The organism is Streptomyces sp. XY431 (assembly GCF_001279805.1).
Lineage (GTDB): Bacteria > Actinomycetota > Actinomycetes > Streptomycetales > Streptomycetaceae > Kitasatospora > Kitasatospora purpeofusca.
In genome coordinates, this window is record NZ_LGDO01000028.1 from 16236 (window position 1) to 28215 (window position 11980).

11 protein-coding genes are annotated in these 11980 nt (G+C 74.9%); 4 read left to right on the forward strand and 7 right to left on the reverse strand.

Features of this window, described 5'->3' with window-relative positions; translation table 11 throughout:
• Positions 1-86: 86 nt before the first annotated feature.
• A complete protein-coding gene (locus tag ADK60_RS44500) occupies positions 87-392 on the forward strand; it encodes a hypothetical protein (protein ID WP_159400303.1) in 306 nt (101 codons plus the stop codon).
• The gene (locus ADK60_RS05015; RefSeq protein ID WP_063783045.1) at positions 389-1486 is read left to right on the forward strand and encodes a methyltransferase domain-containing protein; all 1098 of its coding nucleotides are present in this window, start codon (positions 389-391) and stop codon (positions 1484-1486) included. The genes ADK60_RS44500 and ADK60_RS05015 overlap by 4 nt, the downstream gene beginning before the upstream one ends.
• A 78-nt stretch (positions 1487-1564) precedes the next feature.
• Here the strand turns inward: ADK60_RS05015 and ADK60_RS41495 are convergent, their stop codons facing one another.
• The gene (locus ADK60_RS41495) at positions 1565-3127 is read right to left on the reverse strand and encodes a glycerophosphodiester phosphodiesterase (RefSeq protein WP_079008062.1); all 1563 of its coding nucleotides are present in this window, start codon (positions 3125-3127) and stop codon (positions 1565-1567) included.
• Positions 3128-3214: 87 nt separating this feature from the next.
• A complete protein-coding gene (locus ADK60_RS05025; RefSeq protein WP_053643563.1) occupies positions 3215-3679 on the reverse strand; it encodes a MarR family transcriptional regulator in 465 nt (154 codons plus the stop codon).
• Between the two features lie 146 nt (positions 3680-3825).
• Here ADK60_RS05025 and ADK60_RS05030 point away from each other — a divergent pair, with 146 nt between their 5' ends.
• Positions 3826-4725 carry an alpha/beta fold hydrolase gene (locus ADK60_RS05030; protein WP_053643565.1) on the forward strand — a complete coding sequence of 300 codons (900 nt, stop codon included), beginning with the start codon at positions 3826-3828 and terminating at the stop codon, positions 4723-4725.
• A gap of 78 nt (positions 4726-4803) precedes the next feature.
• On the opposite strand, the gene ADK60_RS05035 is transcribed toward ADK60_RS05030, so the two are convergent.
• Together ADK60_RS05035 and ADK60_RS05040 are read right to left on the reverse strand one after the other, a co-directional pair.
• Positions 4804-5169: a hypothetical protein gene (locus ADK60_RS05035; protein WP_053643567.1), complete on the reverse strand. Its 366-nt coding sequence runs from the start codon at positions 5167-5169 to the stop codon at positions 4804-4806.
• A 159-nt stretch (positions 5170-5328) separates the two neighbouring features.
• On the reverse strand, positions 5329-5568 hold the full coding sequence (locus tag ADK60_RS05040) for a hypothetical protein (RefSeq protein ID WP_045943134.1): 240 nt from the start codon (positions 5566-5568) through the stop codon (positions 5329-5331).
• 265 nt (positions 5569-5833) lie between these two features.
• Here ADK60_RS05040 and ADK60_RS47445 point away from each other — a divergent pair, with 265 nt between their 5' ends.
• Entirely contained in the window at positions 5834-6697 is an 864-nt protein-coding gene (locus ADK60_RS47445; protein WP_159400304.1) for a hypothetical protein, read from the forward strand.
• Between the two features lie 142 nt (positions 6698-6839).
• Here ADK60_RS47445 and ADK60_RS05050 read toward each other — a convergent pair whose 3' ends face one another.
• The 3 genes from ADK60_RS05050 to ADK60_RS05060 all read right to left on the reverse strand — a co-directional run bounded on the left by ADK60_RS05050 (position 6840) and on the right by ADK60_RS05060 (position 11833).
• Positions 6840-9053, reverse strand: a complete 2214-nt coding sequence (locus ADK60_RS05050) for an acyltransferase family protein (protein ID WP_079008063.1) — start codon at positions 9051-9053, stop codon at positions 6840-6842.
• Between the two features lie 145 nt (positions 9054-9198).
• Positions 9199-10911 carry a glycosyltransferase family 2 protein gene (locus ADK60_RS05055; protein WP_234370947.1) on the reverse strand — a complete coding sequence of 571 codons (1713 nt, stop codon included), beginning with the start codon at positions 10909-10911 and terminating at the stop codon, positions 9199-9201.
• Between the two features lie 346 nt (positions 10912-11257).
• Positions 11258-11833, reverse strand: a complete 576-nt coding sequence (locus tag ADK60_RS05060; protein WP_234326369.1) for a GNAT family N-acetyltransferase — start codon at positions 11831-11833, stop codon at positions 11258-11260.
• Positions 11834-11980 lie beyond the last annotated feature (147 nt).

Sequence of the window (11980 nt, forward strand, 5' to 3'; positions counted from 1 at the left end):
TTCTCCCCCACCCCGCGCGATCCACGCCCCAGGCCGACTCCGGTGTGATCCACCGCAGGGCGAGGATAGCCCTCGGAGGCCGGTGATTGAAGTCGATCCGCCGATTGATCACAGTTGTTGATGGTGAGTCAGATGATGAGTGCCGTGACGCCTGTGACGAACCGGAACAGGCCGGGAGCTTCGTCACGGCGGCGGTGTCGTTCACCGCTCACCAGTTCCAGGAGATGGCGGTCTTCGGACTCCGGTACGCGGCAATGGACTTCCTCGTTGACAACGACGGGGTGTGGTTCTTCGTGGACCTCAACCCCAACGGTCAGTTCGGTTTCGTCCCGGACCTCCGCGATCCGATCGCCACGGCTCTTGCGAACCTTCTCGAAGGAGTTCCCCGTTGAACCCTGTCCCGACTGCGCCGGCCGACCTTCGCCGCAGCCTGGCCGACCACCTGCGGAGCACCGGTGCCATCAAGTCCGACCAGTGGTACGAGGCGTTCGCCGCAGTTCCGCGCGAGGCGTTCGTGCGGGCCTTCGCCGTCGGTTCGCAGCACGGCCCCGTCCACCTGACGCCCGAAGACCCCCGGTGGTTGAGCACCGTCTACACCGACGACGCCCTGCTGACCCGGTTCGACGCTGCCGGAGTCCCGACCAGCTCGTCGACGCTGCCGACCCTGATGGCGTTGATGCTCGAAGCCCTGGATGTGGCCGACGGCAACAGGGTGCTCGAAGTGGCCACCGGAACCGGGTACAACGCCGCGCTTCTGAGCCACCGGGCGGGCGACGAGAACGTGACCACGATCGAAGTCGACCCGGACCTCGCCCGCTCCGCCGAACAGCGACTCGATCGGGCCGGCTACCGTCCCACGGTCCTTGTCGGGGACGGGCGAGCCGGTCACCCCGACGGGGGCCCGTACGACCGGCTGATTGCCACCTGCGGCTTCACCGGTATTCCGCCCACTTGGTTGGAGCAGGTGGTTCCCGGGGGCATCATCGTCTGCCCGGTTGGCGGCGGTGTCGTCCGCCTTGTGGTCCGGAAGGGCGGCACGGCGACCGGGGCGTTCCTGCCGGATGCGGCCTTCTTCATGCCCGTGCGCGGGATCGGGGACAACGGGACGCCGCCTGTTCCTCCGCCGCTGCCGCACAGCTGCAGTTCCCGCCCGTGCTTCGTGGAGCCTACGGACCTCCTGGACGACGGAATCCATTTCCTTCTGACGCTCGCCGTACCCCGGGCCATGAGTCGCTTCACGTACGACGACGCCGGGGACATCGCCGCCGTGCACCTCTGGCAGCCGGACGGGGCCTGGGCGGAGTTGCGGCACGGCATTGCCCGACAGGCCGGTCCCCGCAGGATTCTGGACACGGTGGAGACCGCCGTCGCCGCCCACAAGGCCGCAGGGCGTCCACCGCGCGAACGCTACCGACTCAGGGTCGATGCGGGTCGGCAGTGGGTTTCGGTCGCGGACAGCGACGGCCCCACTTGGGAGTTGAGCTGACCCCTCGGCAGGCCGCGAGGAGTTCAGCGGGACGCTCGGCCGGGGTTTTCCCGGCCGAGCGTCCGGCGCGGGCGGCGGCTACTGGCGGGCGGCGAGCCAGCCGGCCAGCTCGGCCGGGCGGTTGGTGATGATGCCGTCCACCCCTGCCGCGTCCAGGGCCTTCCAGCGGGCGGGCGCGTCGACCGTCCAGACGTTGACCGCGACGCCCGCCGCGTGCAGGGCGGCCACCACCTCGGGGCGGGTGGCGAGGGCGGCGTCGGCGGGGTTGTAGGCGGACAGGCCGAGGTCCCGGGCGACGGCCACCGGGTCGGCGTCGAGGGAGGCGCGCAGCAGGCCGAGGGGCAGCTCGGGGGCCAGTTCGCGGGTGTACCGGAGGGCGTCGGTCTCGAAGCTCTGGACGAAGACGCGGCCGGCCATGCCGCGGTCGCGGACGTCCTGGACGATCCGGGCCACCTCGTCCCGGGTGTGCGGGCCCTTGATCTCCAGCAGCAGGCTGCCCCCGCGGGTGCGCAGGTCGTCGAGCTGGGCGGCCAGGGTCGGCACGCGGGCGCCGGCCGTGGCCGGGGCGAACCAGGCACCGGCGTCCAGCGCGCCCAGTTGGGCGGCCGTCAGGTCGCGGACGCGGCCCGTGCCGTTGGTGGTGCGGTTCACGGTGTCGTCGTGCAGGACGTGGGGGACGCCGTCCTTGCTGGGCTGGACATCGTTCTCGATCCAGTCCGCGCCCGCGCGGCGGGCGACCTCGTCGGACAGCAGGGTGTTCTCGGGGGCGGCGGAGGAGGCGCCGCGGTGGGCGAGGACGGTGAGCGGCGCGCCGGGCTGCCGGAGGAAGGCGCCGGGGGCGAGCGCGGTGAGCTTGAGGTCGTCGAAGGAGACCTGGGCGCCGTTGACCAGCAGGGCCTGGCCGCCGTCCGCGCTCCGGGCGACCTGGGTGGTGCGCATGACCTCGCGCCCGTCGAAGATCCAGCGGGCCGCGCCGCCGTGCACCTCGACGACGAGCCGGACGTCCCGGCCGGTGCCCGCCGCGGCGGGCCCGACGGCGGTGTCGGTGACGTTCCAGGCGTCGGCCGGGGTGCGCCGGGCGAACTCCAGGCCGTTGGCGGCGGTGGTGCCGGAGCGCACGGTGGCGATCGACCACGGGGTGGTGCCGCTCGCCGGGACGTCCAGGCCGAGGGCGGTCCAGCGGGCGGCGTCGACGACGCTCTCGAAGCGGGCGGTCACCTCCAGCCGGAAGTCGGTGAGGTGGCGGCCGAAGGTGATCCGGGTCTGCTGGTTCCAGTCGGTGGAGCTGCCGACCAGCCGGCCGTTGGCGATCCGCCACGCCCCCTCGACGGCCGTCCAGCCGGTGGGCAGGCCAGGGCCGTCGAAGTGCTCGTCGACCACGACCTCGCCGGGCGCGGCGGCCGCCGTCGCGGTTCCGGGAGCGGCGGCCGTCGCGGTTCCAGGGGCGGCTCCGGGAGCGGCGGAGGCGGCGTGCGGGGCCGTCAGCGCGACGGTGCCGAGGCCCAGTGCGGCGGCGAGCAGCGCGGCGAGCGGGCCGGAACGGGCGGTGCGGGCGGGGCGACCGGTGCGGGCGGAACGGGCGGTGCGGGCGGAACGTCCGTTTCGCGGCCTGTCCGGGCCGGCGGAGTGACTGCTGGTCATGCGCGGCACGCTAGGGGATCACGGCCCGGAGCGGAAGCCACGCCGTACGAACGGCCGTTCCAACGAGCGGGCAAAGGCCGCGCGGAGTCACCCCACCGGCGGGACCGGGCGGCCGGGGGCGAGGTGCCGGGCGAGGGTGGCCAGCGCCTCGGTGACGGCCCGCAGGGCGGCCGGGTCCGGGGCGGCGCCGTCGGGTCCGGCGAGGGCGGCCGCGAGGGCGTCGTCGACGGTGGCGGTCCGGACCTCGGCGACCCGGTCCGAGGGTTCGGCGGCGGGTCGAACGAGCCGTCGGCGGCGGTCGGCGGGGTCGGGCTCGGTCTCGACCGAGCCTGCCTCCACCAGCCGAGCCACGGCGGTGGAGACCTGACTCTGCGGCAGACCGGTGCGGGCGGCGATCTCGCCGACGGTCGTCCCCGGGCTGGCGACGATCTCGCCCAGGGTGACCAGGACCGAGCGGACCGAGCCGCGCGAGCCGGTGGCCGGTTCGGGCATGGCCTGCTCACCGACCTTCATCAGCGTGCGGCCCAGGAGGAACAGCTCGACTCCGTTCATGGCCGCCAGGCTACATCGGCCTCGATGCATTGAAAAAGATTGATCGAGTTAGATGCATCTCTATTGATACATCTTTCTCGATGCTCTAGTGTCGGTCGGGCCGGCCTGACAGCACCGGCACTGCCACCGAAGGGACACCCACCGCCATGACCACCACCACCGCTTCCGGGAGCACCGCCACCGAAGGCACGCTCCCCGTCCCCGGCGCCACCCTCCACTACCGGATCGCGGGCAGCGGCCCCGTCCTGCTGCTCTCGCAGAGCGGCGAGGGCGACGCGGACCGCACCGTCGACCTCGTCCCGCACCTCACGGACACCTTCACCGTCGTCACCTACGACCGCCGCGGCCTCTCCCGCAGCACGCTCGACGACCCCGCCCGGCCGGTCACCATGGCCGACCACTCCGACGACGTCGCGCTGCTGCTCGCCGAGGCCGCCCGGATCACGGGCCCGGACGGAACCGGCGGGGCGGCTCCCGAGCCGGCCCTGATGGCCGGGTTCAGCATGGGCGCCGCGATCGGCCTCCAGGTGCTGGCCCGTCACCCGGGCGTCCTCGGCACCCTGATCGCGCACGAGCCCGTGGTGCCGAACCTGCTGCCCCCGGCGGACCGTGCCGAGCATGTCGCGGAACTCCTCGCCATCCAGGAGGCGCACGCCAGCGGGGGCGCGGCGGCGGCCTTCCCCGCGATCGCCCGGCACCTGGGCATCGACCCCCGGCACGACACCACCGAGGAGGGCCTCACCCCGCAGCCGATGACGCCCCGCCGGGTGGCCAACTTCGACTTCTTCATCGGCACCGAGTTCACCGCCGTCACCACCGACGGGCTCGGCCCGGCCGAGCTGGCCGCCGCCGCGCGACACTCCGGCACCCGCGTCCTCCCCGCCACCGGCCGCACCACCCGCCCGGACGTGCACACCTACCGCTGCGCGCTGGCCCTGGCCGAACTGCTCGGCACCGAACCGGTCGCCTTCCCCGGCGGGCACAACGGGAACACCGCCTTCCCCCGTGCCACCGCGCGGACCCTGAAGGCCCTGCTCGGCCGGTGACCGCGGCCGCCCGGTGCCCACGACCACTCGGTGACCGCGACCGCCCCGTGCCCACGACCGCCCGGTGACCGCGACCGCTCAGCGGGCGCCGTCCGGGTCGGCGGGCCGGGACTTCCCCGCCACGCCGGGCCGGGGAACGCCGTCGATCGCGACGCAGATGCCGAAGACCCGGTCGTGTCCGGTCCAGCCGTTGACCCGGCCCCGGTTGTTGCTGATCTGCACCCGCCTCCTGGCGTGGTCCAGGGCCGACACCAGATGCAGGTAGACCGTGCCGGCGACTCTGGCCAGCACGATGTCACCGACCTCCAGCTTCGACGGATCGGCCGGGACCACGCGCACCGACTGCCGGCTGCGGATCAGCGGAATCATCGACGAGCCACTCGGCCGGAACTCCACCCCGGCCCCACCGGCCACCCTCGCCGCCACCGCGTCCAGTGCACCCATCCGGCGATCGTCGCACTCGCGCTCCGGACCGGGCCACCGAATTGTCCGCCCTGGCTGCCTGCGCGCGAGGCTGGAACGGCCCGGCCCGGACCGCCGCGTCAAAGGGACCGCGTCAAGGGGCCGCGTCAACATCACACCTGGCGCCCTTCACACCTGCGGTCAGGCTTCACCCGGGTGCCAGGCCGGCCATTCCCAGGGCCGGTCGACCCAGTGGACGCGGTCCGGATCGCGCGGGTCGAGGTCGGGGAAGAGCTGGTGGATCCGCGGTTCGAACTCCTCCGGGGCGAGCGGCTCCCAGCCGTGGCCCTCGAAACGGACCAGCCGGTACCGGCTGTCGGTGCGGAACTCGGCGACCTCGACCAGGGGTTTCGCCGTACCGGACGTGTTGTTCGTTTCCATGCCCCCAGCATGTGGCGGACCTCCCGGCGGCGCACCCGGGCTGCGGCAGGCAGCGTACGACGGCGGCCCGGATCCGGCCGGGGCGCCCTCCGGAACTCTCGTCCGGGTCATGTCCCGCCGTCGGCAGGCTCGTTGAGCAGCGCGAGCGGGGGCCTGCGACGGCCGCCGCGCGGAGCGGCCCATCCGGCCCACCCGGCATACCCCGGCCCACCCGGCAGGCCACGCGCGGACGGGCGGCGGTGGACGACGGCAGGAGGACGAGGACATGAGCGGGCAGGCGGCAGACGGCAGTACCCCGGCGGGCGGCGGACCGAGGACCGGTCCGGTCGCGGCGGCAGGAGCGGCCCCGACGGCGGCCCCGACGACAGGCGCAGCGGCGGGCGCGGCAGGCGCGGGCGCCGCGCAGTGGCAGTGGCCGACCCCGGCCTGGCAGCCACCGCCGGTGCCGGTCCCGCCTCCGGTGCCCGTCCCGACACCGCCGTGGGAGGCGATGGCGGAGGCCACCGCGGCGGAGCGGCGTCGGCGCCGCCGGACGTGGGCGGCGAGCGCCGTCGGGATCGTCGCCGGGATGGCGGCGGTGCTGGCGATGTGCGGGCCCGGGTCGGGCGAGGAGTCGTCCGGGGTGGTGGCCTTCCCCGGCCCCTCGACGACGCCGCCGCTCGCGCCGTCCCCGGCCGTCTCGCCGACCACCGGTCTGCTGCCGGTCCCGGCGCCCTCCCCGCTGCCGTCGCCGACGAGCAACGAGGGCCCGCCGCCGCCCGCACCGGCACCCGGCGGGCCGGAGGCGGGCCAGGTCGTTGCGGGCGGCCCCCCGGCCGGGGCCGTGCCCGGCACCGACGGGGGCGACGTCGCGGGAAGCCCCCGGCCGAAGCCGAGCCGTTCACCACGCCCGGCGCCCACCCGGGCGACCCGCGCCCCCGGCAGCCCGGCCGCGCCGGCGCCCACCCCGGCACCCGCGGCAAATTCCGCCGCCCCCGCCCCCACGCACGCCCCCACCGCGGCGGCGCCCGCCGCGCCGGGGGCGGGGGCAGGGGCGGGCGGCGGCACGATCTGCGACCAGGCCGAGCATTTCGGCCGCTGGCCGGCCGGCTCCGAGCAGGCCCGCCTCTGCCGAGGCATCTACGGCTGAGGCGGGACCGGGACCGGGATCGGCGCGCAACGGTCCGGCAGGACGACGAGGGCCGCCCGCCCACCGGAAGCGGTGGGCGGGCGGCCGGGTGTCAGGAGACGGTTGCGGGAAACGGTGCCGGGAAACGTCGCCGGGCCGGGTGTCAGGAGACGGCGCCGGGGCCGAGCAGGGCGTGGTCGAGGCGCGGGGCGAGGACGCGGGCCAGGGTGTCGGTGATGTGGCCGGTGTCGCGGTAGAGGATCACGCCCTCCAGGACGGCCGGGCAGTCCGGGCCGGGGCCGGGGCAGAGCAGCGGGCCGAGGTCCAGGGCCCGGACCCGGTAGCGCTCGGCGAGGCCGCCGTCGAGCAGCGGGTCGCGTTCGAAGGCCGTTCCGCGCGGGAAGAAGCAGGCGTCCGAGCGGCCGTCGGAGCCGGCCAGGCAGGTCGGGATGTCCTTGCCGGGCATCGGGGTGTCGCCCAGGTAGGCGAGCGGTGTGCCGAGGGCGGTGAGGCGGTCGAGGGTGCGGGTCCAGCCCTCGGTGCGCTCGTCCTGGCCGCCGTACCGGTTGAGGCCCGCCATCAGCACCAGCCGGGGCTTGGGACCGGAGGTGAGCCGGGTGAAGGTGTTCTCCCGCCAGCGGTCGCACTCCTCGAAGGTGCGGCCGAGCACGTTGTTGCGCACCGTCAGGGTGGCCAGCGGGCAGCCCGGCTTGACCAGCACCTCCAGCGCCCACTGCCGCTGCTCGGCCATCGCCAGGGCGGCGGAGATCCACTGGCCGGCGTGCGAGTCGCCGATGAGCACGATCCGGTCGGGGCTGGACTCCGCGCCGAACAAGCAGCGCGGGCTGGTCTCGGCGCCGAGCGGGATCTCGCAGCCCTTGCCGGGCGGGAAGTCCTCGCGGGCCCGGGCGAGCGAGGGGGTGAGCGTCAGCACTCGGGTGCCGGGGGCGAGGAGGCCGGGGCCGTCCACCGCGCCGGCCGGGGCGACGGCCGCGCGGTCGGGGTCGCCGAGCGCGCGGACCGTGCCGCCGCCCAGGGTGAGGCCGGCGATCAGCGGGATGACCAGGGCGCTGGCGCCGACGGCGAGGCCCCGTCGCGGGGCCGGGCTGCTGCCGTACCGCAGCGGCTGTTCGACCAGCCGCAGGGTGAGCCAGGCCGGGACGGCGGCGGCCGCGGTGAGGGCGGCCAGCGTGGTCCAGGGCAGGGCGCCCCAGCGGGCCTGGGCGATGGTCAGCACCGGCCAGTGCCACAGGTACCAGGCGTAGGAGAGGCGCCCGGCGGCCCGCAGCGGACGGGTGGCGAGCAGTCGGCCGGCGTCACCGGCGGCGAGCGCGCGGTGCGCGGGGCCTGCCAGCAGCAAGGCGGCGGTGCCGAGCACGGGCAGCAGGGCGGCCGCGCCGGGGAAGGGCGTGTCGCGGTCGTACCGGAGGACGGCGGTGAGGAGCGCGGCGGCGCCGGCCCAGCCGAGGACGCGCAGCAGCCCGCCGCCGAGGCGGGCGCCGGGGCCGCCGCGGGCGAGCCGGGTGGTCAGGGCCGGTGCGGCGAGGGCGACGCAGCCGCCGACGGCGAACTCCCAGAGGCGGCTCGCGGTGGAGAAGTAGCCGAGCGGCGCGGAGCCGGCCGTCCAGCGGACGCAGAGCAGCAGCGAGACGCCGCCGACGGCGAGGGTGGTCAGGGTGGCGGCGGTGACGGTGCGGCGGCGGTGTCCGGCGAACAGTCGGGCGAGGCCGAGCAGCAGGACGCCCCAGAGCAGGTAGAACTGGTTCTCCACCCCCAGTGACCAGAAGTGCTGGAGCGGGCTGGGGTCGTGTTCGGCGGCCAGGTAGTCGGTCTGCTGGCCGACGAAGCGCCAGTTGGAGAACTGTCCGGCGGCGGCGATCAGGTCCCGGGCGAGGTCGGTGCCGCGCAGCGGGTCGAGCAGGGCGCCGCCGGCCAGCGCGGTGGCGACCAGGACCACGGCGGCGGCGGGCAGGATGCGGCGGGCGCGGCGGGCGGCGAAGTCCCACAGGCCCAGGGGGCGGGCGAGGAGGAGTCCGGTGATCAGGAAGCCGGAGACGACGAAGAAGACGTCGACGCCGACGTAACCGCCGGTGAGGCCGGGGACGGCCGCGTGGAAGGCGAGTACGGAGAGCACGGCGACGCCGCGCAGGCCCTCGATGTCGGGGCGGAAGGCGGCCCTCGGCCGCGCTTCGGCGGTGGCGGGTCCGGCGGTGGCGGGTCCGGCCGAGTCAGGCCGGGCGGCACCGGCACGAGCGGTGGTGGGCTCGGCGGCACCGGCACGAGCGGTGACAGGTTCGGCGGTGGACGAGGAGGAGAGGACGTCGGTCGGGACGAGGGCGCGCGACGGCTCGGCGCCTGGTGGTACGGCCGTGGGCACGGCGAAGCTCCTTGCAGGGGCTGGCAGCGGTGGTCGGGGGCCGGCGGGCCGATGGGGCGGCCGGCCGGCAGTCCGCGCCGGTGGGGCGACGCGCAAGGAAGGGCGAAGCGTAACGATCGTGGGAGGAAGTAGAACTGACGGAACGTCAGAAAATCAGCGGGTCGGCCCAGCCGGACGCCAGCAGGCCGCAGAGCAGCAGCACCGCGGTGACGGCGACCGCCTCGGCGGGCCCGAAGCGCAGGTCGGACGCACGGTCGGACCGCCGGTTGCCCTGACGGTCGGACGGCCGGGCGAGGTCCGCGACGGTGGCGCCGTTGCCACCGCGGACCAGCGGCCAGAGCGCGCCGATCAGCGGAACGACCGTGTAGGTGGTGAGCGCGAGCAGTCCGGCGAGCGCCCAGAAGGGCTGCCAGCCGTAGGAGTTGACGGCGCGGACGAGTCCGACCACGCCCGCGACGACCACCAGGCCGAGCCAGCCGACGCCGATCCGGGCGACGGTACGGGCCAGCGCGGTGCCGCCGGAGACGGCGCCGGTGGGCACCCAGTCGGCGCTGCGGCGGCGCAGCGCGTGCGCGATGGCCACCACATGGCAGAGCCCGCCCAGGAGTTGGACCCGGGTGACCTCGAAGCGCCAGTGGGTGCGGGACATCGCGGGGAGCAGGACGAGCGCGACCCAGATCGGCGGCAGGAACGGCAGTACCTGCCAGGGGGCGATCTCGTCGGGGCGGAAGAACAGCATGATCAGGGCCGGCAGCGGCACGGCGAAGACGTTCACCGCGCTGGTGAGGTAGCCGAGGATGCCGTTCCAGAAGCAGAGCCGGGCCGAGCGGGGCAGCGGGCCGCGCCGGAAGTCGGGATCCCCGACCAGGGCCAGCGAGCCGAGGCACCAGCGGTACTGCTGGCTGATGAAGGCGGGCAGGCCGGTGGGCGACATGCCCTTGGCGAGCAGCGCGGGCACGTACCGGGTGGTCCACCCGGCGCGGGCGAGCGAGAGGCCGGTGTAGAGGTCCTCGCTGTGGTCGATCTCGGCGAAGCCGCCGACGCGTTCGAGTGCGGCGCGCCGGTAGAGCGCGTTGGTGCCGCAGCAGACGGTGCCGTCCTGGGCGTCCCGGGAGGGCTGGATCCAGCGGTAGAAGATCTCCTGGGTGGCGCCGGCCGCGCGTTCGAGCCAGGACATCCCGGCGTCGGTGTCGAAGCACTGCGGGCTCTGCACGATGCCGATGTCCGGATCGTCGAGGTACGGCACCAGGTGCTGCAGGAAGTCCGGGCGCGGGCAGAAGTCCGCGTCGAGGACGGCGATGATGTCGCCGGTGCCCTCGACCAGGCCGTGGTTGAGGTTGCCGGCCTTCTTGAAGCGGCCCCGGTCGGGGCGGCTGCGGTACTCGAAGCCGTAGGACTCGGCGAGTTCACGCACCTCGGGCCGGGCGGCGTCGTCGAGGACCAGGACGGTCAGCTCGCCGGGCCACCGGACGGCGGCGGTGTGCCGGTAGGCGTTGTCCAGGACGGCGAGCGGTTCGCCGGCGGTGGGCAGCAGGAGGTCGACGCCCGGGTGCCGGACGGGGCGCCAGGCCCGGACCAGCAGGTCGTGCGAGTCGCGGGTGAAGCGGCGGGAGCGCTGTCCGTCGACGACGGAGAGCAGCCAGGTCGCGGCGTTGAGCACGGTGAGGGCGAGGAACGGCCAGAGCAGCGGGCGGCTGAGCGCGAACAGGCCGAGTGTCGCGGTGGCGCCGGCGTAGGAGAGGGTGGCGCAGAGCAGCACCCAGCGGCGCTGCGGACCGAAGTACCAGTAGAGCTCCTCGTCGTCGGGCGGACTCGGCAGGCGCGACAGGTCGTCGTCGGCGCGCATGTCGGCGCGCATGTCGGGACGGATACCGGGACGCGTGTCGGTACGGGTGCCGGGACGCGTGCCGGGAGACGCCCCGGGACGGTCGGCGAGTTGGCTGTCATGACGGCTTTCGGGCCCGCCGTCGGGTATTCGGTACCCGGGGTGGTGCGGTTCCCGGTCGGGCGCTGACACGGCGTTGCCATGGTGTGCGGGCATGCGGAATGGCCCCCCTGAGCTGGGACGGAACGTGGCCTTTCGCCGGTCAGCCTCTCACGTTGGTCTGGACCAATCGATCATCGGGCCGGACGGTCGGGCATCGCCCCAGGTCAGGGAGTTGACATGACGTCAGATTCGTACACCACCTGACGTCATGTCACCACTACCGGACGGTAATCTCCTTGGTCAGCTTCTCGAACCGCAGGTCGGGGCGGAGCGGGATGCCGAAGCGCTCGTCGCCGTACGGGAACGGCGAGTAGTCGCCGGTGCGCCGGAAGCCCCGGCGCTCGTACCAGGCGATCAGCTCCGAGCGCTGCTCGATCACCGTCATCTCCATCTCGACCACCCCCCACTCCTCGGCCGCGTACCGCTCGGCCCGCGCGAGCACGGCCCGGCCGAGGCCACCGCCCTGACGGCCGGGGCGCACCGAGAACATGCCGAAGTAGGCGCGCCCGCCCCGGCGTTCCAGCTGGCAGCAGGCCAGCAGCTCGCCGTCCAGCTCGGCGAGCAGCACCACGCCGTCGGCGTGGGTGACGGCCGCGGTGACGCCCTCGGTGTCGGTGCGCTGCCCGGCCAGCAGGTCGGCCTCGGTGGTCCAGCCGGCCCGGCTGGTGTCGCCCCGGTAGGCGGACTCGACCAGGTCCAGCAGGGCGGGCACATCGGCGGAGGTGGCGGCGCGGAAGGCCAGCCGGTCGGTGCCGGCGGCCTCGGGGGCCGCGCCGGTGCTGCTCTCGGGCACGGGTTCCTCATCTCTGGCGGGCCCGGACCGTGCTGGCCCGGGCGGGGAGGCGGCGGCCAGGAACAGCGCGCGTGCGGTGACGGACTTGGAGCCGGGGATCTCGACGGTCGTCATGGGGCCTCCGGGGTGGGTGGTCCGGGCGTGCCG

Bases quoted from the DNA above. Each gene is read 5' to 3' on its own strand.
- ADK60_RS05030 (WP_053643565.1), top strand. From the start codon at position 3,826: ATGACCACCACCACCGCTTCCGGGAGCACCGCCACCGAAGGCACGCTC.
- ADK60_RS47445 (WP_159400304.1), top strand. From the start codon at position 5,834: ATGAGCGGGCAGGCGGCAGACGGCAGTACCCCGGCGGGCGGCGGACCG.
- ADK60_RS05040 (WP_045943134.1), bottom strand. From the start codon at position 5,568: ATGGAAACGAACAACACGTCCGGTACGGCGAAACCCCTGGTCGAGGTC.
- ADK60_RS05025 (WP_053643563.1), bottom strand. From the start codon at position 3,679: ATGAACGGAGTCGAGCTGTTCCTCCTGGGCCGCACGCTGATGAAGGTC.
- ADK60_RS05035 (WP_053643567.1), bottom strand. From the start codon at position 5,169: ATGGGTGCACTGGACGCGGTGGCGGCGAGGGTGGCCGGTGGGGCCGGG.
- ADK60_RS41495 (WP_079008062.1), bottom strand. From the start codon at position 3,127: ATGACCAGCAGTCACTCCGCCGGCCCGGACAGGCCGCGAAACGGACGT.
- ADK60_RS05055 (WP_234370947.1), bottom strand. From the start codon at position 10,911: ATGCGCGCCGACATGCGCGCCGACGACGACCTGTCGCGCCTGCCGAGT.